A 22569-nucleotide genomic window follows, 5' to 3' on the forward strand; every position below is an offset into this window, starting at 1 on the left:
GCACCTGGGTGCGCCTCATGATCCTCACCTCGGATTCGCTGCCTGGTCCGAACGCTATGCCGGGGGCCCATCGCTTCCTTATCGTCCGGCTATCAACCGCCGTGCCCGGGCCGGAACGGGCCGCTGACGTCGGCATTCGGGGTCCGCCGGGGGGCGCGGAGCGGGCGGCGCGGGCACGGCCGGCGCGGGCACGGCGGGCCAGGACCGCGCCACGGCCGACCCGACGGCGGCGAGCACGGCCGCCTCGACGTCGCCGCGGATGCCGGCGCCCCACACCGCCCGGTCGCCGTCGCCGAACCGCGCGTAGACGGCCACCTCCTCGCGCTCGCCCGCCGGGCCGCCCATGTGGTGGACGGCGCGCACGTCGAAGCCCTTGTCGGCCAGGGCCGCGCGCAGCGTGCGGAGCGTCCCGGCCCAGGCCGCACCGCCGTACGCGGGGCCGTCGAGGTAGAGCTCGACCGTGGCGCCCTCCACCGCCGGAGGCGCCTGCGCGACCGCGTACGTGGCCTCGAAGACCTCCCGGACGCGCTCGGGCGGGATCTCGCCGCCCTCGGCCTCCGCCAGCGCCTGCACGACCTGCGCGAAGTCGATCTGCAGCGGCCTGGGCAGCGTGAGCCCGTGCCTGGCGCTCATCACGTAGGCCAGCCCGCCCTTGCCCGACTGGCTGTTGATGCGCACGACGGCCTCGTACGTCCGGCCCACGTCCCTGGGGTCGACCGGCAGGTACGGCATGCTCCACGGCAGCTCCGACGGCGCGAGCCCGGTCCGCGCCGACTCCCGTTCCAGCGCGTCGAACCCCTTCTTGATCGCGTCCTGGTGGGCGCCGGAGAACGCCGTGTAGACCAGGTCACCGCCGTACGGGTGCCGCGCGGGCACCGGGATGCCGGTGCAGCTCTCCACGACCCGGCGGACCCGGTCCAGGTCGGAGAAGTCGATGCCGGGGTCGATGCCCTGGGTGTAGAGGTTCATGCCGAGCGTCACCAGGCACACGTTGCCGGCCCGCTCGCCGTTGCCGAACAGGCAGCCCTCGATCCGCTCGGCCCCCGCCATCAGGGCCAGCTCGGCCGCCGCCACGCCGGTGCCGCGGTCGTTGTGGGTGTGCACCGACAGGCAGATGTGCTCGCGCCTGGACAGGTTGCGGTGCATCCACTCGATCTGGTCGGCGAAGACGTTCGGGGTCGAGCGCTCGACGGTCGTGGGGAAGTTGAGGATGATCGGCCGGTCCGGGCCGGGCTCCCACACGTCCATGACCGCCTCGCAGACCTCCAGGGAGAAGTCCGGCTCGGTGTCGTTGAAGTGCTCGGGCGAGTACTGGAAGGCCAGGTCGCAGCCGGGGATGAGCTTGTCGGCGTAGGCCATGACCAGGCGGGTGCCGTGCACGGCCAGCTCGCGGCACTGCTCGCGGTCCATGCCGAACACCAGGTTCCGGATGGCCGGCGAGGTGGCGTTGTAGAGGTGCAGGGTCGCCCTGGCGGCCCCGCGCAGGCTCTCCACGGTCCGCTCCACCAGGTCCTCGCGGGCGGGCACGAACGCGGTGATGCGCACGTCGTCGGGGATGCGGTCCTCCTCGACGAGGAGGCGGACGAAGTCGTGGTCGTCCTGGCTTGCCGACGGGAAGCCGACCTCGATCTCCCGGTAGCCCATGCTCACCAGGAGCTCGAACATGGCCAGCTTGCGCTCGGGGCCCATCGGCCTGGCGAGCGCCTGGTTGCCGTCGCGCAGGTCTGTCGACAGCCAGCGCGGCGCGGCGGTGATCGCGGCCGTGGGCCACGTCCGGTCGTGGAGCGGGATCAGCGGAAATGCGTCATACCGATTGGTGTTCATCGCGCGCCCTACTCAGTTGAACGAGCCGAAATAGGCGGAATAAGAGTGCGGCGAGAGCAGAACGTTAATTTGATAGGTGCACGCCTCGTCCGTCATGCGGAACACGACGACGATCTCCGGATAAGCGGCGGTGAGCCCGAGGCTCACGAAGTAGCGATCACTTCCGAAGACGATTCTGTACAGGCCGCGGTCGAGCCGGTGCTCCCGCCACTCCTTGACGCGCCCTTCGTGATCGGTCACCGACTGGGCGTCGATCACCCAGTGACCGTTGTCGGCGCGGTCCAGACGCACGTCCACGCTGGCGGCCGGCCGCCCGTAGACGCTGTCCAGCGCCTGCACGTCAATCCCCATCAAACGCCACCTGTTCAGGAGTTCCGTCTGCCGCGGTTCGTCCGCGCCCAGGTGGTCGCCCCCCGGGCCTGTTGGCCACCCGAGTGACCCGCCGCGTGCTCGCGCCACCCGGGCTCGCGACAAGGGTTGCGGCGGCCGCTATCGCCGCGCCTTCGTCGCGCTATCGCCGGATCCCCGCCGCGCTATCGGGCACTTATCGGGGCCCGCGGCGGGCCGGCGAACGCCTTATCGCCGATTGCGGGGTTTTCCGCGGAAGCGCTCCGGGGAATGGCCGTCGACCTGCTCGAATGGCGCGCCGGAAGCGCGCCGATATGGGGTCGATGGTGGCCGGTGCGAGCGTTTGGGCCGAGCGGCGGGGAGAGCGCCGCGACATCCAGACGGAGGTACGCACCATGGGCCGGACCATCGCCACAAGCGCCGCCAGGATCCGCATGTCGATCATCGTTCTCGCGGCGGCCGCAGCCGCTTTCCTGGCCCTGGGTTCGACCGTGCCGGCATACGCGGCGGCCGCGTCCGCCACCGAGCAGGGCCCCGGCGACCCGTGGGGCATCGTGTCCAACGGTCCCGGCGACCCCTGGGGCATCGCGGCCGACGGCCCCGGCGACCCCTGGGGCTGAGCATCCCGGAGCGAGCGGCCGACGACCTCAGGGTCTCGGCCGTTTCGCGGTTTAATGGGGATTACCCTGTGGCCACAAGTGGCCCAGCACTGTAGTGTAACGCACAAATCGGCCGAACTTCACAGACGCGACCATCGCGATAAATGCCTGCCGATCTTGTAATATAGCCAGCACCCCACCAGGCAACCTTGGGGCCATAATCTCAAATATGGTGTCAGCCAAATTCCGCCCTGCACCTTGTCCGGCCGGGGGGCCTGGACGGTTGCCGAAGAGGGCGGCGGCTTCATCAAGGAGATGTGCGTGGAGTTTCGACTACTGGGGGCACTCGAAGCCACCGCCGACGGGAGAAATCTCGAACTGGGCGGCACGCGCCAGCAAATCATCCTGGCCGCGCTGCTTCTGAACGCAGATCGGCCCGTCGCCATGACCCGGCTGATGGAAGCCATCTACGACGACGAGCCGCCCGCGACCTCCCGCGCCCAGGTGCAGATCTGCATCTCGGCCCTGCGCCGCGTGTTCGCCGCGCACGGCCGGCCCGACATGATCGTGACCAAGCCGCAGGGATACGCGCTCCTGGCCGAGCCCGGCGAGATCGACGCCCGCGTCTTCGAGACCCTGGTGGCCAGGGCGCGCAAGCTCCGCGACGATCGCAACCCCGAAGAGGCCATCCGCCACTACCGCGAGGCGCTCGGGCTGTGGCGCGGCCCCGCGCTCGACGGCATCGAGAGCCGGCTGCTGCAGGCCATCGCCGGTCAGCTCACCGAGCAGCGCATCACCGCCAACGAGGACTGCATCCAGCTGGAGCTGGAGCTCGGCCGCCACCACGAGCTGGTCGGCGAGCTCACCGGCCTGGTCAGCGTCCACCCGTTGCGCGAGCGCTTCATCGCCCAGCTCATGACCGCCCTCTATCGGTCGGGACGGCAGGCTGAGTCGCTCCAGGTCTACCGCGACGCCCGCCGCATGATGATCGAGGAGCTGGGGATCGAGCCCAACGAGCGATTACAACAGCTCGAATCGGCCATCCTCACAGCCGACGAAAGCCTCGAAGCGCCCGCGCCGCCCACGCTCGTCACCGTCGAGCCGCGTCCCGGCCCCTCCTCCGTGCCGGGCATGCTGCCCGCCGGCATCGCGGACTTCATCGGGCGCCAGAGCCAGCTCGACGAGATCAAGAAGAGGCTGACGGAGCCGCCCGACGGCGCGGCCCGCTTTGCCGTGCCCATCGTCGCCATCGCCGGCCGGGCCGGGATCGGCAAGACCACGGTCGCCGTGCACACCGCGCACAGCGTGGCCGAGCACTTCCCCGACGGCCAGCTCTACGCCGACCTGCACGGCGGCGTCTCCCGCCCGGCCAGCCCCATGCAGGTGCTCGAACGCTTCCTGCGCGCGCTCGGCGTGTCGGGCACCGCGCTGCCGGAGACGCTGGAGGAGCGGGCCGAGATGTACCGCATGCTCCTGGCCGACCGGCGCATGCTCATCGTGCTCGACGACGCCGCCTCCGAGAGCCAGGTGCTGCCGCTGCTGCCGGGCAACCCCGCCTCGGCCGTCATCGTCACCAGCCGCAGCCGGCTCGGCGCGCTGGCCGGGGCGACCCAGGTGGACGTCAGCCTGTTCGACGCCGCCCAGTCGGTCGACATGCTGTCCAGGATCGCCGGGGCCGACCGGGTGTGGGCCGAGCCCGAGGCCGCCGCCGCGCTGGCCGAGCTGTGCGGCTACCTGCCGCTCGCGCTGCGCATCGCCGGCGCCCGCATGGCCGCGCGCCCGTACTGGGGTGTCGAGCAGCTGGTGGAACGGCTGCGGGACGAGGCCCGCAGGCTGGACGAGCTCATGCACGGCGACATGGGCATCCGGGCCAGCCTGTCGCTGACCTACGAGGGCATCAGCGAGCAGGCGCGCCGCCTGTTCCGGCGGCTGGCGATCCTCGACGCGCACGTCTTCTCCGCCTGGACCGGGGCCGCGCTGCTCGACCAGCCGCTCGCCGACGTGCAGGACCTGCTCGACGACCTGGCCGACGCCCAGCTCGTCGAGGTGCTGGGCACCGGGCGGCACGTCGGCGTGCAGTACCGCTTCCACGACCTCATCCGCGTCTACGCGCGCGAGCGGCTGGCCGCCGAGGAGACGCCGGACATGCGCTCGGAGGCGCTGGCCCGGGTGCTCAGCGCGCTGCTCCACCTGACGCAGGCGGCCCGCCGCCGCGAGTACGGCCCCTCGCCCGGCCCGCACCCGGCGCACGAGATCCCCTCGCCGCTGCCGGAGGAGCTGATCGAACGGCTGGTCGCCAAGCCGATCGCCTGGTTCGAGCGCGAACGTCACGTGCTGCTCGCCGGCATCAGGCAGGCGGCCCAGGCCGGGCTGGTGGAGCTGTGCTGGCGGCTGGCGATGAACGCCGAGACCTTCTTCGAGCTGCGCGTCTACCTGGACGACTGGCGCGAGACGCACGAGATCGCCCTGGAGGCGGCCCGTGCGGGAGGCGACCGGCGCGGCCAGGCCGAGATGCTGTACGCCAGGGGCTCGCTGTCGCTGACCGAGCAGCGCTTCGACGACGCCGCGCGCGACTTCGAGGCGGCGCTGACGCTGTTCGAGGAGGTCGGGGCGGAGCTGCAGATCGCCAAGACGACCCGCAACATCGCCGTGCTGGAGCGGATGAACGGCCGCATGGAGGCGGCGATGGGCCACCTCCAGCACGCCCTGCGGATGTTCTCGGCCATCGGCGACCAGATCGGCGCCGCGCACACGCTGCACAACCTGGCGCAGATCAAGGCCGACTGCGACGACATCGACGGGGCCAAGATGCTGCTGGCCGAGGCCCTGGTGCGCAGCAAGGGCGGCGGCAACCGCCGGGTGACCGCCCAGGTGCTGCACCGGATGGGCCACGTGCACCTGCGGGCGCGCGAGGTGGCCATCGCGGCGGGGGCGTTCGAGGAGTCGCTGGCGGTCGTGCAGGAGATCGGCGACACCATCGGGGAGGCGTTCGCCCTGCACGGGCTGGGCGTGGCCCGGCTGCGGCAGGGCAAGCTGCAAGAGGCCGAGCCGCTGCTGCGCAAGGCGCTCACGGTGGCCAGCAGTTCCCGCCACCGCCTCGCGGAGGCGCACGCGCTGGGCGGCCTCGGCGAGCTGGCGCTGGCGGCGGGCGACCAGGCCGACGCGGCCGGCTGCCTGCAACGGGCGGCGGCACTGTTCCGCCAGATGCGCACGCCGCTGCTGGAGGCGCGCACGCTGCTCATGCTGAGCAAGGTCGTCGACGCGGATGCGGCGGCGACCGCGCAGGCGCGGGTGCGCGAGCTGATGGATCAGGTCGGCGACCGGGCGGGCGAGTCGCTGCGCGACCCGCTGGCGTCGGCGGCCTTCGAACCCCGCTCGCCCTACACCGACCCGATGAGCGAGCCGCTGCCCTGACCGGCCCATTCCCGCCGGGCCTGTCCGGCGGGAATTTTCCGACCCGTCATATACCTTAGGGGGGTACGGTATCGAGATCGAGGAGGACGCATGCGACGCCTGACCCCCCTGGAGCCCGCCGAGGCCCCCGGCAAGTCCCGGGAACTGCTCGAGGACATCGTCAGCAGGAGAGGCGGCGTGGGCGACATGGTCGCCACCATGGCCCACTCCCCCGCCGCGCTCCAGGGCTACCTGGACTTCTCGCGGGCCATGAAGCGCGTGAAGCTGCCCCGCGCGCTCAGCGAGAAGGTCTCACTGGCCGTCCAGGAGTGGATCGGCTGCGCGTACTGCCTCCAGGCGCACGCGGAGGCGGCGCGGGCGGCCGGACTGAGCGAGAGCGACATCGCGCTGGCCCGTCAGGGCGCCTCCACCGACGCCCGCGAGACGGCGCTGATCGAGCTCGCGGTCCGCCTGCTGGCCGAGCCCTCGTCGATCACCGACGCCGACGTGGCCGGGCTGCGGGCGCACGGCTGGAGCGACCGGATCATCGCCGAGCTGCCGGCCCTGGTCGCACTCAACCAGCTCACGGGCACGTTCAACCTGCTCACGGGGCTGGAGCCGGCCACATAGGGGAGGCGCATTGCATGGTCATGCAGAAGTATGTATATACTTCACCTCGTGTCCAAGGTACTCACCTCCCTGCCTGTCGGTGAACGTGTCGGGATCGCCTTCTCCGGCGGCCTCGACACGTCCGTAGCGGTCGCGTGGATGCGCGAGAAGGGCGCCGTCCCCTGCACGTACACCGCCGACATCGGCCAGTACGACGAGCCCGACATCGCCTCGGTGCCCGGCCGCGCGACGGCCTACGGCGCGGAGGTCACCCGGCTCGTCGACGGCCGCGCCGCCCTCGTGGAAGAGGGGCTCGCCGCGCTGACCTGCGGCGCGTTCCACATCCGCTCCGGCGGGCGCGCCTACTTCAACACCACCCCGCTCGGGCGGGCCGTCACCGGCACCCTGCTGGTGCGCGCCATGCTGGAGGACGGCGTGCAGATCTGGGGAGACGGCTCCACCTTCAAGGGCAACGACATCGAGCGGTTCTACCGCTACGGCCTGCTCGCCAACCCGGCCCTGCGCATCTACAAGCCGTGGCTCGACGCCGACTTCGTCAGCGAGCTCGGCGGCCGCAAGGAGATGTCGGAGTGGCTGCTCGCGCACGGCCTGCCCTACCGTGACAGCTCCGAGAAGGCCTACTCCACCGACGCCAACATCTGGGGCGCCACCCACGAGGCCAAGGCGCTGGAGCACCTCGACGCCGGCATCGAGCTGGTCGACCCGATCATGGGCGTGCGGTTCTGGGACCCGGACGTCGAGATCGCCACCGAGGACGTCACGATCGGCTTCGACCGCGGCCGCCCGGTGACGATCAACGGCAAGGAGTTCCCCACCGCCGTCGACCTGGTGCTGGAGGCCAACGCCATCGGCGGCCGCCACGGCATCGGCATGTCCGACCAGATCGAGAACCGGATCATCGAGGCCAAGAGCCGCGGCGTCTACGAGGCGCCGGGCATGGCGCTGCTGCACATCTGCTACGAGCGCCTGGTCAACGCCATCCACAACGAGGACACCCTCGCCAGCTACCACAACGAGGGCCGCCGCCTGGGCAGGCTCCTGTACGAGGGCCGCTGGCTCGACCCGCAGGCGCTGATGCTGCGCGAGTCGCTGCAGCGGTGGGTCGGCACGGCCGTCACCGGCGAGGTGACGCTGCGGCTGCGGCGCGGCGAGGACTACTCGATCCTCGACACGTCCGGCCCGGCGTTCAGCTACCATCCCGACAAGCTGTCGATGGAGCGCACCGAGGACTCCGCGTTCGGCCCGTCCGACCGCATCGGCCAGCTCACCATGCGCAACCTCGACATCGCCGACTCCCGCGCCAAGCTGGAGCAGTACGCCGGGCTCGGCATGGTCGGCAGCCCGCAGCAGGCGCTGATCGGCGCCGCGCAGCCGGCCCCGACCGAGCTGATCGGCGAGATGCCCGAGGGCGGCGCCGAAGTGATCGCCTCCCGCGGCGAGGTGCCCGACGACGAGCTGCTCGACAACGCCGCGATGGAGTTCGGCACCGACTGACAACCCCGTCTGACCGGGTGTCGGGTCCGATTGATCGAAAGCCCGCGCATCTGTCCCGCTCGCCCCTAATATCGTGCCTGTCCGCAGGAGCCAGAGATCGGCTGGAGGCACGGATGGCAGGGGCGAGCGCGAGCGCAGGAGTCCGGGGCCGGCCGCGTCGGCCGTGGTGACGCCGCTCGCCGGCCGCTATCGGCTGCTTGCCCCGATCGGGCAGGGCGGCATGGGCACCGTCTGGCGGGCCGAGGACGAGCTCCTCCAGCAGGAGGTCGCCGTCAAGGAGATCCGGCTGCCGCCCGGCCTCGGCGAGGGCGAGCGGGCCGAGCTGACCGAGCGCACGCTGCGCGAGGCGCGGGCCGCCGCCCGGCTGCGCTCCCACCCGTCGATCGTCACCGTCCACGACGTCGTCCTCGACGGCGGGCTGCCGTGGATCGTCATGGAGTTCGTCCGGGGACGCTCCCTGGAACAGGTGGTCCGCGAGCGCGGGCCGCTGCCGCCCGGCCGCGTCGCCGCGATCGGCCTGCGGATGCTCGACGCGCTCGGCGCCGCGCACGCCTCGGGCGTGCTGCACCGCGACGTCAAGCCCGCCAACGTGCTGCTCACCGACGACGGCCGGGTGCTGCTGACCGACTTCGGCATCGCCACCGTCGCCGGGAACGAGGCGATCACCCAGGGCGGCATGCTGTCCGGCTCGCCCGGCTACATCGCGCCCGAGCGGCTGCGCGGCGAGCCCGACGGCCCGCACTCCGACCTGTGGTCGCTGGGCGCGACGCTGTTCACCGCCGTGGAGGGCGTCGCCCCGTTCGCCCGCGCCAGCCCGGCGGCCGCGATCGCGGCGGCGCTGACGCAGGAGCCCGCCCCGGTCCGGCGGGCCGGCCCGATGGCGCCCGTGCTCGCCGCCCTCCTGGACAAGGACCCGGCCCGCCGCTGCTCCCCCGCCCAGGCGGCGGCCGCGATGGAAGGGGTCGCCCGCGAGGCCGGCGTCCTGGACGACGACCGCACCGCGCCCGGCCGGCTGCGCCGCCGCCGCGCGCCGATCGTGCTGGGCGCGCTGCTGGCCGTCGGGCTGACGGCCGCGGCGGTGGCCGTCGTGCTGCCGAAGGTGTTCCCGTACACCGCTCCCGTGATCCGGCCGTTCTCGCCCGTGACGGCGCTGCCGTCCGCCTCCGGCACGGCGAAGCTGTTCACGAACGCCTTCGAGGCGTGCGACCTGCTGACCGCCGCCCAGGCACGCAAGGTGTTCGGCGGACCGGCCAAGGAGCAGTTCTTCAGCGAGTATCACTGCCGCTGGACCGGCCCGGACAACGCCACCATGGTCGTGATGGCGTACCTGACGCCGAGCGTCTGGGGCGCGGAGAACTTCCACGACCTGCAGGTCAAGAACATGAAGCAGGAGCCGAGGCGCACCCCCGGCACCAAGGTCCGCGCCGGCCCGGACATCGGCGACGAGGCGTTCAGCTTCACCCAGCGCAGCCCGTTCTCCTTCATGCGCAAGCAGTACACCTCGGAGGTCTCCTTCCGCATGACGAACGTCGCCGTCGGCATCAAGCTCACCGGCGCCCGCCCCGGGTTCGCCGACCTCGACCGGGCCGCCGCCTACGTCGTGGCGGCCGTCGAGAAGCGGCGCTGACCCGCCGCCGACGTCCTGCCGCACGTCGAGCCGCGCCACGCCGACCGGCTGGCGGACCGGGTCAGCCGCATCCTGCCGGTGCTGGAGAACCACCTCACGCTCCCCCGCCACCTCGAACGGGCCGCGGCCACGCTCTCGGCCGCCCTGCGCGCCACGGGCCGGTCCCGCCTGGCCGCCGGCCTCGACGCCGCGGTCCGGACCAGGAGCCCGGCCCGCTGACAGGACGGCCGGGAAGATCCGGGCGCCGGTCTTGGCGGGAGCCGGTCCATCCCTCATCATCGGCCTATGCGGCTGCCGGTACGCCTGTGGGTGATGCTGTCGCTGACCCAATCGCATCCGCCCATCACGCCCCCGGGCCAGGGCGGATCGGCCGGCGGCGGCGTGCGCTGCCCGCACCGGCGCTGCGGCGCGCCGCAGCAGGCCCGGCCGCCGAGGCACACCTGCGTCTCGTGCGGCAGGCGCTTCCTGGTGGCGCGCTGCCGGCTCAGCTCCCGCAACACCCACTACATGGTCAACGGCGGGCGCGACGGCTGGCGCTGCGACGTGGACGGCCGGATCCTGGGGCACGCGTGCCCGCGCTGCTCCGGTGGCAGCAGGCTGGGGGACGACGGGCTGTGCCACTGCCCGAACCGGCACGACTTCCCCCTGCTAAGGTGCCCCTGGCCGGGATGCGGCTTGCTCAACGTGCCCACCGGCGATGTCATGACATGTGTGTACTGCGACCGGAATTTCAGAACCTCCTGAGGGTCGGTGATGGCGAACCTGATCACGGGCGCGTCCGGTGGCATCACGCGGATCGGCCGCTACTTCACGGTGGTCAGCGTGATCCCGTCCGCGCTGTTCGCCACCTACCTCTACCTGCTGATGCGAAGCGGCGCCTGGGACGGCCGCCTCGACTGGTCGAAGGTGTTCGACGGCCTCAAGCTGACGGACGCCGTCCTGCTGACGATCTTCACGGTGGCGGGCGCGCTGGCGGCCAACCCGCTGCAGTTCATGCTCGTCCAGTTCATGGAGGGCTACTGGAACGGCCCGCTCCTGCGACCGCTGGCCCTGTCCCGCACCCTGCACCATCGCCGCCGCTGCCTGACGATCCAGGACCGGATGGGCGCCAGCGCCTGGTACCTGGCCCGGCTGGACGACGAGCTCAAGCCGTCCGCGCCTGACACGACCGTCGAGGCCCTGCGCGCCGACGCGCTCAACGCGGAGATGCGCCGCCTGAGAGCCGGCTACCCGGACCGGCCGGAGGAGATCCTGCCGACCCGGCTCGGCAACATGCTGCGCCGCCACGAACGGCGGGCGGGCTCGATGTACGGCATCGACCCGCTGGTGGCCCTTCCCCGCATGGCCATGACCGCGCAGCCCGAGGAGCTCACCTACCTCAACAACCAGCGGACCCAGATGGAGCTGGCCGTGCGGACGGCCGTCCTCGGGCTGCTCGCCGCCGTCGTCACGGTCCCGTTCATGTGGCGGGAGGGCGCCTGGCTCCTGCTGGCGCTGGTCCCGTACGGCATCGCGTACGCGTCCTATCGTGGGGCTGTGGCGCTGGCGGCCGAGTACGGCACGGCCATCGCCACGCTCATCGACATGAACCGGTTCGCCTTCTACGACCGGCTGCGCCTGGCCCACCCCGAGGACATCGCGTAGGAGAGCGCCCGCAACGAGATCCTCATGCAGGTGCTCCAGGCGGCCCCGCCCGCCGACGGGCGGCCGCCGTTCCTGGCGTACGTGCCGCCCGCGCAGCAGCCGCAGGAGCAGCTCCCGCCGCAGGAGGCGGCGCCCTCCCCCGCGGACGAAGAGTGAACGACCAAGGTGCCCCGATGAGCGACCCGACGACGCCCCATCCGCCCCAGGCGCCCGGCGACGGCCAGCTTCCCGTGGCCGCGCCGGTGACCGTCGCCGACTACGCGGCGCCGGCGGCCCCCGTGCCGGTCGCCCCCGTGCCGGCCGGGCGGGAGTTACGCGCGCGCGACCGGTGGCTGTGGGTGTGGCCGCTCGTCACGCTGGGGATCATGGTCGCCGTCGGGATGCTGTGGGGGTCCCTCGGGACCTTCCTCAGCGGGGTGGTGGTCGTGGCGGTCCTCGTGCTGTACGTGGGCGACGAGGTGCTGCAACCCGGCCATCGCCTGGCGGTGACCGGGCTGGCGGTGGTCCTCATCGCGCTCGCCTGGCTCGGCTACCAGCGCGGCGTCCCGTTCTTCTCGCCTGCCTCGGCGGGACCCGGCGTGACGGCCGACTCCACGGCCGGGTCGTCCCCGCCGGACCTGCGGGGCCGCACGCTGACGGCGGGCGATCTCGAAGGCGTCAACCTGCGCGGCGCCCAGCTCGCCGGCGCCGTCCTGGACGGCCTGGACCTGCACGGCGTGGACCTCAGCGGGGTGCGCGCCCCGGGGGCGTCCTTCCGTGGGGCGAACCTCGACCGGGCGCGCCTGAACGACGCCGACCTGCGTGGCGCCGACCTGCGCGAGGCCTGCCTGTACGGCGCCGAGCTGCGCCGGGTGGACCTGCGCGGCGCGGACGCCACGAACGCGGACGTCACGGACGTGGTCGCCGACGAGTCCCAGCTGAAACGGGCCGCCTCCTGGCCCCGGGAGGGCACCGGGAGGCGGTGCGGCACGGGCTAGCGGGAGCCGCTACTGGGAGCCGTCCACCGGTTGCGCGCCGCCGACGGCCTCGACGGACATGATGAAGTTCGTCGGGCCGTACTGCGAGGAGTTGCCGGAGTAGGTGACCTCGACCTCGTAGTCGCCGTCCAGCTCGTCCTCCGGGCTCCGGCCAGGTGCGACGCGGGGCGTGAGAGAATAGGAGGACGACGCCCTCTCGGCCTCGGGTCCAGGACCCAGGTGGGAGGGTTTTTTCATGCCCGGAACCGGAGGAACCCCGCGATGAGACTCGGTCTGACCTGCCCTCGTTTCACCTGGCCCGGCGGTGACGCCGCGATCGCCGGCCGGTTCGCCGACGTGGCGCGCGGCGCGGACGAGGCGGGACTGCACAGCCTGTGGGTGATGGACCACCTGTTCCAGATCCCCAACTTCGGCGGCGTCGGCGAGCCGATGCTGGAGGCGTACGGCGCGCTCTCCTACGCCGCCGCGCTGACCCGCCGCGTCACGCTGGGCGCGCTCGTCACCGGGGCCCCGTACCGGGCACCGGGATTCCTGGTGAAGCAGGTCAGCACGCTGGACGCGCTGTCCGGCGGGCGGGCGGTGCTCGGCATCGGGGCGGGCTGGTTCGAGGAGGAGGCGCGCGGGCTCGGGCTGCCGTTCCCGCCGGTGGCCGAGCGGCTCGAGCGGCTGGAGGAGACGCTGCGGATCGCGCGCCGGATGTTCGCCGGTGACCAGGAGCCGTTCGAGGGGCGCCACTACCGGCTGGAGCGGCCGGTCAACGCACCGGCGGCGCGGCCGCGCATCCTCATCGGGGGCAGCGGCGAGCGCAAGACGCTGCGGCTCGTCGCCGAGTACGCCGACGCCTGCAACTTCCTGTACGGCGCGGACGTGCCGCACAAGCTGGCCGTGCTGCGCGCCCACTGCGAACGCGCGGGCAGGCCGTACGAGGAGATCGAGAAGACCCTCCACCTGCGCGTGCCCGGCGACGCGAGCGTGGACGAGACCGTGCAGCGGTGCGGCGAACTGGCCGAGCAGGGCATCGAGCACGTGATCGCCGCCCTGCCGGACGCCGCCGACGAGGCCGGGCTGGCGCTGCTGGGCGAGGTGGCGCGGCAGGTCGCCGGCATCGGGCCGGCGACCGTCACCACGCCGGGCCGCCCCGCGAACGCCCCCGGGCAGGTCTAGGGCCGGTCCTCCGGCCTGGCCGGCCGCTGCGGCTCGGCCGTCCCGCCCCCGCCGTAGCGGCGCTGGACCTCGTCCACGCCCCTGCCGATCTGCTCGTCGTACTTGTGCCCGGTGCGCTTCTTGGCCATCTCCTCGGCCTTGTCGACCGCCTTGTCGACGTGCTTGGAGTGCTTCCTGGCCAGGTTCTCGGCCTTCCTGACCCAGTCTCCGATGCCGCTCATGAAAGCCTCCCCCTTCGTCTCGCCCGCTCCCCTACCCGGCGTGGGCGGCGGCGAACGCGACCCCGCTCCCCTACCCGGGGGGGCGGCGGCGAACGCGACGTCAAGATCGATTGGCTACCGTACGGAGTACAGCGGCAGGCGACCTGATCGGGGGGCGACGTGCTCGACGGAATGCTGACCAGGAGGCCCGACGGCGACCCCGGCTTCGAGGCCGTGGGCAGCGAGGTCGAGCTGGGCGCGCTGCGGGTGGAGAAGAAGGCGTTCACGCCCCTGCGGCTGACGCGGGTCGCCGACTCCTCCGCCCACGGCGCCTACCAGCTCCTGCTCCCGTTACGCGGCACGATGCACGCCGCCTGGGACGACCGGCGGCTCACCACCGGCGCCGGCGACCTGCTCGTGCACGACGTCACCCGCATCACCACGGCCCGCTTCGAGGCCGCTCCCGGGACCGGCACCTTCCAGACCGCCGCCGTCACCATCCCCAAAGCGCTCATCCCGCTGCCGGACGAGCACGTCGACCGCGTGCTCGGCCGCCGCATCCCCGCCCGCGACGGGCTCGGCGCCCTCCTGGCCGGCTTCGTCACGGACGTCGCCGACACCGCCGCCTCCTGCACGCCCGCCGACCGGCCGCGCATCGGGATGGCGCTGCTCGACCTCGTGTCGGCGCTGCTCGCCTCCACGCTCGAAGGCGACGGCGGGCCCGCCCCGCACGCACACCGCCAGGCGCTCACCCTGCGCATCCAGGCGTCCGTCCTGCGGCGCCTCGGCGAGCCCGACCTGTCCCCCGGCGCCCTGGCCGCCGCCCACCACATCTCCGTCAGCTACCTGCACCGCCTCTTCCAGGAGCAGGGCACCACGGTCGCCGCCTGGATCAGGTCCCAGCGCCTCGAACGCGCCCGCCGCGACCTGGCCGACCCGGCGCTGCGCCACGTCCCCATCCACGGCATCGCCGCCCGGTGGGGGTTCTCGCACGCCGCCGACTTCAGCCGGGCCTTCCGCCGCGCGTACGGCGCTTCCCCCCGCGACTTCCGCCACGGGGCGCCGCTCACGACCTGAGCCTCCACCCCGTCCTCGTACGGCTTCCGGTCCCCGGCGAGGCGTTCAACACCCCCACCACCTGGCGGCACTGACCCCTCCAGAGGAACCCCCACCCGGCAGGCCCGCCCCTCAGCAGCTTGCCGCTCTCCCGGGGGCTGATGCCCTCAGGGGGCTGGCCCTTCAGCGTCCGCCACTGGGCTTCCCACCACGGAACCACCCGCAACGGGAGGCCCTCCCTGCGGCTGGCCCCAGGCGGGGCCGTCCCATTGGTGGGGGCTGACCCCCGCAGGGCTGTCCCATTGGGGGGCTGCCCCCCGCAGGGCTGCCCCCACCGGAGGGAGCTGCCCCACCCGAGACGCCAGGGCCCCCCACAGGGCTGCCCCTTCCGGAGGGGTCGCCGCCTTCCCTGGCGGCGACGGCCCGTTGCCCGGGGTGGCCCCTCCCGTACGAGCCGGCCGTCCGGGAGGGGTCAGCTCCCCGAGAGGGCGGGCTTCGGCGGGCTGGTGAAAGTTACAGGGTGTTCGGGCGCGGCAGTGCAGGTCGGAGGCGGGGCCGGGGTGGGGTGGGTTCCGGACGGACGGGGGGTTTCTTACGATCTGCGCAGGCGACGGACGGGAGCGGTCGGATGGCGGGGACCCGGGCTTGGCTGGCGAGCATGGCGGCGATGCTGGTGCTGACCGCGGGGGCGGTGTTCGCGATGGCCACGCCGGCGAGCGCGGCGCCCGTGCGGGTCATGCCGCTGGGCGACTCGATCACGGGGTCGCCGGGCTGCTGGCGGGCGCTGCTGTGGAACAGGTTGCAGGAGGCCGGGCACACGAACGTGGACTTCGTCGGCACGCTGCCCGCCCAGGGGTGCGGGGTCCCGTACGACGGTGACAACGAGGGGCACGGCGGCGCGCTGGTGACCACGGTGGCGAACCAGAACCAGCTCGTGGGCTGGCTGGCCGCGAGCTCCCCGGACGTGGTGCTCATGCACTTCGGCACCAACGACGTGTGGAGCAACGTGCCTGCGGCGACGATCCTGGCCGCCTACACCAAGCTGGTGGGGCAGATGCGGGCGAGCAATCCGGCCATGCGGATCCTCGTCGCGCAGATCATCCCGATGGCGCCGGCGACCTGCGCGGAGTGCGGCGCGCGGGCGGTGGCGCTCAACGACGCGATCCCGGCGTGGGCGGCGGCGACCAGTACGGCGCAGTCGCCGGTGGTGGTCGTGGACCAGTGGACGGGCTTCGGCACCGGCGGTGACACCTACGACGGGGTGCACCCGAACGCGGCGGGCGACCGGAAGATCTCCGACCGGTGGTATCCGGCGCTGGTGGAGGCGCTGTCGGGCACGCCGACAGCGAGCCCCACCGTGAGCCCGACCGCGACCCCCACCGTGAGCCCGACCGCGACCCCGACGGTGAGCCCGACCGCGACCCCGACGGTGACGTCCACGTTCCCGCCCGCGGGCTGCTCGGCCGTGTTCCGGAACGCGGGCCAGTGGCAGGGCGGCTTCCAGGGCGAGGTGACCGTCTCGAACACGGGCGTCACGGCGCTGAACGGGTGGACGGTGCGCTGGACGTTCGCCGACGGGCAGCGCATCAGCCAGCTCTGGAACGGCGAGCTGAGCGCCGACGGCGCGGCCGTGATGGTGCGGAACGCGTCCTGGAACGGCGCGATCCCGCGCGGCGGGTTGGCGACGTTCGGTTTCGTCGCCTCGTGAACGGGCGCGAACACGCCGCCGTCCGTGACGTGCGCGACCGGTTGACGCGGACGGCGAATTTCTGCCGCCAATAAATAACGAAATAGCGGAAATACCGGTCGTTCAATTTTCAACGTTGCCCAATCGTGACTGGACGGCCTCGGCGGACTCCGGCACACGTTCGTCAGAACGGAGAACAACGAGCTCTGACGAGCGGCCCGACCAAGAGAAGCCGAGGCACCGTCCCATGCCGGACAACGGGAGAAGCACCCGCGTGAGGAAGATCGTCACCACGCTCCTGGCCGCCGGCGCGCTCGTCTACCTGACCGCCACGATCACCCTGCGCGGCCTGGCCGCCGCCGCCGAGGCGGCCGGGATCATCGGCGGGTTCTCGCTCGTCCTCACCACGCTCGGCGTGCTGCGGCAGCGCGCCGAGCCGCCGGCGCCCCGGCCGTGCCCGGGTGACGCGGCGGGGCTCGGCTACTTCCCCGGCCTGGGCGGCCACACCCTGGAGGCCGCCCAGGGCGCGTCCTGCGCCGGGGCCAGGCCCGCGTGGCCTGTCCTCCCGCTGGGCTGGCTCGTCCTCGACGCCGACGGCGGCCGTCCGATGCTGGGCGGGGCGATCCGCGAGCTCCGGGAGCTGTGCGACGGGCTCGGCGGGCGGCTGCCGGAGGGGATGGTGCTCGTGCTGTTCGCGCTTCCCGGCGGGCACGCGCCGCCCGGCCGGCTCGTGCTGACGTTCGGCATCGGGCTGGCGCCCGTGGCGGGCGGCCCGTGAACAGCCGCAGCGCGGCGCCCGTGGCGGGCGCCGCGCTACGTGTCCGGTGCGGAAGATCCGGTCAGACGGAGATCCTGCCCGCCCCGGCGCCCGCGCTCACGATCGACTTGACGCTGGAGGCCGGGTCGAGCGTGTACGCGTACGGGATGGAACGGACGCTGCCGCCGGTCTGGCCCGTGCCGGAGTTGACGAAGTGGTTGTTCCTGGCGACCAGGCTGCCCGGGTCGGAGCTGCCCTCACCGAGGTGGAACGGGTCCTCGGTGTTCTCGAAGTAGTTGCCCTCGACCAGCACTCCGGCGCCCTCGGTGGAGGCCACGCCGTAGCCGCCGACGTTCGAGTACAGGTTGTTGTAGACGTGCACCGGGTTGCCGAAGCGCACGCGCGGGTGCCGCTGGTTGCTGCCGTCGAACCAGTTGTGGTGGTACGTCACCCGCAGGCGCCCGCTGTCCTCGGAGCCGTTGCCGTCGCTGTGGCCGAGCAGCATCGACTTGTCGTGGTCGAAGACGCGGTTCCAGGAGATCGTGACGTAGTCGCTGGCCCGTTTGACGTCCACGGCACCGTCGTAGCCGTCGCTGAAGGAGTTGTGGTCGATCCACACCCGGGTCGAGTACTGGACGTTGATCGCGTCGTCGCCCCAGCCTCGGAAGTTCAGGTTGCGGATGACGACGTTGGACGCCTCGGAGACGTTGAGGCCGCAGCCGCTGATCGTCGCGCCGGAGTTGCCCAGCAGCGACTTGTTGGAGCCGACGCGGATCATGCCGGAGCAGGAGATGGTGCCGGACACCCGGACCACCGCCGCGTTCGTCCCCGAGAGGGCACTGGCCAGCGCGGAGGCGCTGGAGACGGTGACGGGCGAGGCGCCGCCGCCGCCCGTGGTGCCGCCGCCCTGGGTGGCCCAGCCGACCAGCCCGTCCGCGTTGCCCGGCGGATCGGTGGGCGGGTCTGTGGGCGGGTCCGTCGGCGGGTCGGTGGGCGGGTCCGTCGGGGTGGAGCCTGCGGGGACGAGCCGCCATTGCTTGGTCGCCACCGAGTCGCACGAGTTGGTCTGCACGAGCGCGCCGGAGGCGGTCGAGTTGTCCCTGATGTTGAGGCACTTGCCGCCGTTGGCGTTGACGATCCGGTAGGCGGCGCCGGCCTCGGTGACGTTCCACCGCTGGGAGGCCGCGCCCGTGCAGCTCTCCTGCTGGACGGCCTTGCCCGCGGAGGTACTGGCGTCCTCGACGCCGGCGCACCTGCCGCTGTGGGCGGATTTGAGCTGGAAGCCGCCGCCGTCGGCGACGAGGTTCCAGGTCTGCGCCGCGCCGCCGCAGCCGGTCTGCGTGAACTGGACGCCGTCGGACGAGCTGCCGCCCGGCACGGTCAGGCACAGGCCGCTGCCGTTGTTGACGACGGTGTACGCGCCGGGCGCGGGCGCCGCTGCCGCCGCCGAGGTGGCGGCGATGGCCACCACCGCAGTCCCGGCCACCGCCAGCGCCGCCGCCAGTGCCGCCGCCGTGGCGGCGCTCGTCCTGCCGTTGCTGATCTGTCGCATGCTGAGCTCCTTGCCGGCCTCGGGCGGGCCAGGTCCGGCCCGCCCTCCTGTCCCCCAGCGAGTACTCGTTCACATATCTGAATGGCATACGTATGCGCGACAGCATTAATGTAGGTAAGCGCTTTCCTAGCGTCAACCGGCCGTGAAAGTTTCATCCTGGAATAAGCGTGTGACGCAACTTAACCCCTTAAGGGGGATTTATCGCCATAAAGTGGGATTCGGGGTTTCGGTGCGCGGCTATTCGATAACAACTCATCCGGGAAAGGGCTGTCCGCCTATATGGTCCTCGCGCTCGTACATTCACAGGGAGAGCCCCATGGACCTGAGCCACGCCCCGGCGGAACCCCAGCTCACACCCCCCACGGCGATGAGCGCCCCCCGGATGAGCAACACCACCCGCTACCTGTGCGGCGGCGCGTACCTGGACAGCGATTTCCGGGACAAAGTGCTGAACGAATTGCTTGACGACCCGTTCAGGGCGGTTCCGCCGTCCTATGGGGGATGCGATCTGCTGCCGATCATCCATCACGCGCGCCGCTCCCGCTCCCTGCTCGTCGTCCGCGACGGGCTGATCACCGCCATCCTGCTCCTCGGGCTCGCGCTGACGCCGATGAGCGTCATCAGCTGGCTGTCGTTCCTGTTGCCGCTCGTGCTGCTCACGCTGGAACGGGTGCGGCGCGGGCCGATGCTGGTGCGCGGGCTGCTGTGGTTCTGGGCCTTCGGCGGCTACGTGATCCTGTTCGTCGTCTACGCGCTGCTGCTGGCCGCCACGGGCTTCGGCTCCTTCGTGACGGCGGGCGCGGTGCTCGTGTACGCGTTCCTCCAGAACGCCGGCCTGCTCCTGGTGCCGCTGGCCACGCTCGGCGTCGCGATCCTCTACCGGATCATCGTCTACACGACGCTCGCCGGCACGCTCAAGCCCGGCGCTCCCCCGCCCGAGCCCGGCCCCGACCAGCCCAGGACCGCCGACCGCCTCGCCTACGTCGCCCGCGCCCAGACGGGCAACGTCACCATGTACGCCAACGAGGACGCGTTCATGGGCGCCGGCGGCATCGAACGGAGCTGGTCCATCGCCGTCGAGCTGGACCGGGCGCGCACCGTCACCGAGACCGGCCGGGGCACCGAGCGCCGCGAGCGGCCCGTCGACATCGACCCGGCCGAGCTGCACGCCTTCGTCCGCACCCGGCTCACCGAGATGCGCGACCAGGTGCTGCGCCCCAACGAGGGCATCCGGCGGCTCGACATCGGCGACCACGTGGTGGCCCGCGGCATCTACAGGGTCACCGACTGGCCGGGCGCCCACCCGCTGATCGGCCAGGACGGGCGGCCCCGCCACCACGCCACGCCCGAGGAGATCGCCGCCATCAGCCGCCACCCGCAGGGCGGCGTCCGCTACTACCAGCGCGTCACGATCGCGCACGAGGGCCAGGAGATCCGCGACACGGCGGGCCGCCTGGTCGCCCCGGCGGAGGACCAGGAGGCCGTCACCTCGGCGTTCATCTACCTGGCGGTCGAGGGGCGCATGCTCTACACCCAGTTCGTGGTGACCGCGCTGCCGCCGGCCAAAGAGGCGTACCACGTGGTCGACCGGCTGCCGGACATGCCGGGCTGGCGGATCGCGTGGGAGTCGGTGCGGGCGCTGAAGCTGCTCCTGCTGCGCGACGTCCTGGCCGCGCCCGTGCGGCTGACGCGCACCGCCGTACGGGCCGTCCGCCAGCAGTTCGTCACGCTCGATCCGTCCCGCCACGTCGTCTACCCGTACGGGGCCCGGCTGAGCGTGCGCGAGCTCGGCGCGAGCCACGGGATGCAGACCTACCTCCAGCTGCTCGACACCGCCAAGTACGTCAAGCTGATCGAGCACCGGCTGACCGAGGCCGTGCTCGACTACCTGGAGGACAAGGAGATCGAGACCGGCACGTACCGGATGCAGGCGGCCAACGTCATGATGAACATGTCGGTGCGCGACAGCGTCGTCAACGGCCCCATCGCGATGGGCATGCAGGCGTCGGCGTCGTCCCACCACCACACCCGGGGCTGAGAGGCGGTCATGGCAGACCAGTACGGCATCCGCATCGACGGCGGCACGGTCAACGGCCCGATCGCGATGGGCCCGAACGCCCGCGCCACCGTCAACCACGGCGGCTCGGGCGAGGCGAGCCTGCTGCTGGACCGGCTCGACCGGCTGCTGGCCGAGCACGAGGCGGAGCTGGCCGAGCCCGCCAGGGCCCGCCGCGACGCCGCCGACGTCCGGCAGGAGCTGGCGGAGGCCGAGCCGGACCGGGGCCGCGTCCTCGACGCGCTGCGGCGGCTCTCGGTGCGGGCCGCCGAGGTGACGGCCATCGTCGAGGTCGTGGCGCAGATCCAGGCGCTGTTCGCCTGATCGGTCACCGGCTGTCGAGCGCGCCCTCGTACACCCACCGGCCGTCCACCCGGACGAACCTGCTGTGCTCCTCCATCGTGCCCGCCCGGCCCCGCTCCCGGTAGTGGGCCCGGAACCGCACGGTGCCCTCGGTGTGCACGACGCTCCCGCCGGTGGTCTCCAGGATCTCCAGCCCGGTCCACCGCACCCGCCGGTCGAGCCCCACGCCGGCCGGCCGGGTCGCCGGATGCCAGGTGCGCAGCAGGTAGCCCTCGTCGCCCACGGCGAACGCGCTGAACCGCGACCGCATCAGCGACTCCGCGGTGGGCGCCGCGCCCTCCCCCCGGTGGAGGCGTCCGCAGCAGTCGCGGTAGGGGGCGGCCAGCCCGCAGTGACATCCCATCCCCCTATTGTGCCGGGACGAGCCTGCCGGTCAGGTCGGTGAGCGTGGGGCCGAGCGGGGCGTCGAGGGTGAGCAGGGCGTCGGCGTCGCCGCCGGTCGGGCCCTGGTTGACGATGGCGATGGGGATGCCGAGCTCCGCGGCCTTGGTGACGAAGCGCAGGCCCGAGCGCACCTTCAGGGACGAGCCGAGCACGAGCAGGGCGCGGGCGGCGGCCACGAGGGCCGAGCACTCGTCCACGCGGACCCGGGGCACGTTCTCGCCGAAGAAGATCACGTCGGGCTTGAGGACGCCGCCGCAGGCCAGGCAGGGCACCAGGCGGAAGCTCTGCTCCTGCTCGGCGGTCAGCTCGGCGTCGCCGTCGGGGTTGATGCGGCCCTCGGCGTCCCAGCCGGGGTTGGCGGCGCGCAGGCGGGCGTCGAGGTCGAGGCGCGGGGTGCGTTCGCGGCACGAGAGGCAGACCACCCGGTCCAGGCCGCCGTGCAGCTCGATCACCCGGCGGGCGCCGGCGGCCTGGTGCAGGCCGTCGACGTTCTGGGTGACGACGCCCGCGACCAGGCCGCGCCGTTCGAGCTCGGCGACCGCCCGGTGGCCGTCGTTGGGGCGGGCGCCCTCGATCTGCCGCCAGCCGACGTGGCTGCGCGCCCAGTAGCGGCGGCGGGCCGCCTCGCTGCCGACGAACTGCTGGTAGGTCATCGGGTCGGCCTTGCGGGCGCGGCCCGTCGGGCCCCGGTAGTCGGGGATGCCCGACTCGGTGGACAGGCCCGCCCCGCTGAGCACCACCACCCCGCCGCCGCCGACCAGCTCCGCCAGCGACCTTCTCGCGCTCTCGCTCACCCTTCCATGGTGCCCGAAAG

The 22569-nt window shown here is 72.6% G+C and carries 23 protein-coding genes; 16 read left to right on the forward strand and 7 right to left on the reverse strand.

Features of this window, described 5'->3' with window-relative positions; all coding sequences use genetic code 11:
- Positions 1–78: 78 nt before the first annotated feature.
- Together KME80_RS22260 and KME80_RS22265 are read right to left on the reverse strand one after the other, a co-directional pair.
- Positions 79–1824, reverse strand: a complete 1746-nt coding sequence (locus KME80_RS22260; protein ID WP_219507981.1) for a 2-isopropylmalate synthase — start codon at positions 1822–1824, stop codon at positions 79–81.
- A gap of 12 nt (positions 1825–1836) precedes the next feature.
- Positions 1837–2175 carry a hydroxyisourate hydrolase gene (locus KME80_RS22265; RefSeq protein ID WP_219507983.1) on the reverse strand — a complete coding sequence of 113 codons (339 nt, stop codon included), beginning with the start codon at positions 2173–2175 and terminating at the stop codon, positions 1837–1839.
- Between the two features lie 431 nt (positions 2176–2606).
- Between KME80_RS22265 and KME80_RS22270 the strand changes: the two genes are divergently transcribed.
- The 10 genes from KME80_RS22270 to KME80_RS50570 all read left to right on the forward strand — a co-directional run bounded on the left by KME80_RS22270 (position 2607) and on the right by KME80_RS50570 (position 12536).
- The gene (locus KME80_RS22270) at positions 2607–2792 is read left to right on the forward strand and encodes a hypothetical protein (RefSeq protein ID WP_219507985.1); all 186 of its coding nucleotides are present in this window, start codon (positions 2607–2609) and stop codon (positions 2790–2792) included.
- A gap of 300 nt (positions 2793–3092) precedes the next feature.
- Complete coding sequence (locus KME80_RS22275; protein ID WP_219507988.1) at positions 3093–6185, forward strand: AfsR/SARP family transcriptional regulator; 3093 nt, start codon at positions 3093–3095, stop codon at positions 6183–6185.
- Between the two features lie 90 nt (positions 6186–6275).
- On the forward strand, positions 6276–6794 hold the full coding sequence (locus tag KME80_RS22280; protein ID WP_219507990.1) for a carboxymuconolactone decarboxylase family protein: 519 nt from the start codon (positions 6276–6278) through the stop codon (positions 6792–6794).
- Positions 6795–6842: 48 nt separating this feature from the next.
- Positions 6843–8288, forward strand: coding sequence for an argininosuccinate synthase (gene argG, locus KME80_RS22285; protein ID WP_219507992.1), 1446 nt, complete (start codon positions 6843–6845; stop codon positions 8286–8288).
- A gap of 166 nt (positions 8289–8454) precedes the next feature.
- Positions 8455–9915, forward strand: a complete 1461-nt coding sequence (locus tag KME80_RS22290) for a serine/threonine-protein kinase (protein ID WP_308125881.1) — start codon at positions 8455–8457, stop codon at positions 9913–9915.
- A gap of 78 nt (positions 9916–9993) precedes the next feature.
- Positions 9994–10134: a hypothetical protein gene (locus tag KME80_RS22295; protein ID WP_219507994.1), complete on the forward strand. Its 141-nt coding sequence runs from the start codon at positions 9994–9996 to the stop codon at positions 10132–10134.
- 66 nt (positions 10135–10200) lie between these two features.
- A complete protein-coding gene (locus tag KME80_RS22300; protein ID WP_219507995.1) occupies positions 10201–10659 on the forward strand; it encodes a hypothetical protein in 459 nt (152 codons plus the stop codon).
- Positions 10660–10668: 9 nt separating this feature from the next.
- Positions 10669–11559 (forward strand): hypothetical protein, encoded by an 891-nt coding sequence (locus tag KME80_RS22305; protein WP_219507996.1) that lies wholly within the window; start codon positions 10669–10671, stop codon positions 11557–11559.
- A gap of 24 nt (positions 11560–11583) precedes the next feature.
- A complete protein-coding gene (locus KME80_RS51955) occupies positions 11584–11715 on the forward strand; it encodes a hypothetical protein (RefSeq protein ID WP_281427117.1) in 132 nt (43 codons plus the stop codon).
- Positions 11716–11732: 17 nt separating this feature from the next.
- The gene (locus tag KME80_RS50570; RefSeq protein WP_246645433.1) at positions 11733–12536 is read left to right on the forward strand and encodes a pentapeptide repeat-containing protein; all 804 of its coding nucleotides are present in this window, start codon (positions 11733–11735) and stop codon (positions 12534–12536) included.
- A gap of 9 nt (positions 12537–12545) precedes the next feature.
- Here the strand turns inward: KME80_RS50570 and KME80_RS22315 are convergent, their stop codons facing one another.
- Complete coding sequence (locus tag KME80_RS22315) at positions 12546–12773, reverse strand: hypothetical protein (RefSeq protein ID WP_219507997.1); 228 nt, start codon at positions 12771–12773, stop codon at positions 12546–12548.
- A gap of 24 nt (positions 12774–12797) precedes the next feature.
- On the opposite strand from KME80_RS22315, the gene KME80_RS22320 reads away from it, so the two are divergent.
- Positions 12798–13700: an LLM class F420-dependent oxidoreductase gene (locus KME80_RS22320; RefSeq protein WP_219507998.1), complete on the forward strand. Its 903-nt coding sequence runs from the start codon at positions 12798–12800 to the stop codon at positions 13698–13700.
- Here KME80_RS22320 and KME80_RS22325 read toward each other — a convergent pair.
- Positions 13697–13921, reverse strand: coding sequence for an antitoxin (locus tag KME80_RS22325; protein ID WP_219507999.1), 225 nt, complete (start codon positions 13919–13921; stop codon positions 13697–13699). The two genes, KME80_RS22320 and KME80_RS22325, sit on opposite strands and share 4 nt — an antisense overlap.
- Positions 13922–14080: 159 nt before the next feature.
- On the opposite strand from KME80_RS22325, the gene KME80_RS22330 reads away from it, so the two are divergent.
- The 3 genes from KME80_RS22330 (at position 14081) to KME80_RS22340 (ending at position 17421) form a co-directional block, all read left to right on the forward strand.
- The gene (locus tag KME80_RS22330; protein WP_219508000.1) at positions 14081–14977 is read left to right on the forward strand and encodes a helix-turn-helix domain-containing protein; all 897 of its coding nucleotides are present in this window, start codon (positions 14081–14083) and stop codon (positions 14975–14977) included.
- A gap of 607 nt (positions 14978–15584) precedes the next feature.
- Positions 15585–16664, forward strand: coding sequence for a cellulose binding domain-containing protein (locus tag KME80_RS22335; protein WP_219508001.1), 1080 nt, complete (start codon positions 15585–15587; stop codon positions 16662–16664).
- Positions 16665–16917: 253 nt separating this feature from the next.
- Positions 16918–17421: a hypothetical protein gene (locus KME80_RS22340; protein WP_219508002.1), complete on the forward strand. Its 504-nt coding sequence runs from the start codon at positions 16918–16920 to the stop codon at positions 17419–17421.
- Positions 17422–17482: 61 nt separating this feature from the next.
- On the opposite strand, the gene KME80_RS22345 is transcribed toward KME80_RS22340, so the two are convergent.
- On the reverse strand, positions 17483–18952 hold the full coding sequence (locus KME80_RS22345; RefSeq protein WP_219508003.1) for a pectate lyase family protein: 1470 nt from the start codon (positions 18950–18952) through the stop codon (positions 17483–17485).
- Positions 18953–19268: 316 nt separating this feature from the next.
- Here KME80_RS22345 and KME80_RS22350 point away from each other — a divergent pair, with 316 nt between their 5' ends.
- Positions 19269–20990 carry an AbeC-like domain-containing protein gene (locus KME80_RS22350; RefSeq protein WP_219508005.1) on the forward strand — a complete coding sequence of 574 codons (1722 nt, stop codon included), beginning with the start codon at positions 19269–19271 and terminating at the stop codon, positions 20988–20990.
- A 9-nt stretch (positions 20991–20999) separates the two neighbouring features.
- A complete protein-coding gene (locus KME80_RS22355; protein ID WP_219508007.1) occupies positions 21000–21332 on the forward strand; it encodes a hypothetical protein in 333 nt (110 codons plus the stop codon).
- A 4-nt stretch (positions 21333–21336) separates the two neighbouring features.
- Here KME80_RS22355 and KME80_RS22360 read toward each other — a convergent pair whose 3' ends face one another.
- On the reverse strand, positions 21337–21714 hold the full coding sequence (locus KME80_RS22360) for a YchJ family protein (protein WP_219508009.1): 378 nt from the start codon (positions 21712–21714) through the stop codon (positions 21337–21339).
- Between the two features lie 4 nt (positions 21715–21718).
- Positions 21719–22549 (reverse strand): NAD-dependent protein deacetylase, encoded by an 831-nt coding sequence (locus KME80_RS22365; protein WP_219508011.1) that lies wholly within the window; start codon positions 22547–22549, stop codon positions 21719–21721.
- Positions 22550–22569 lie beyond the last annotated feature (20 nt).

The organism is Nonomuraea ceibae, assembly GCF_019396325.1.
In the GTDB taxonomy this organism is placed as follows: Bacteria; Actinomycetota; Actinomycetes; order Streptosporangiales; family Streptosporangiaceae; genus Nonomuraea; species Nonomuraea ceibae.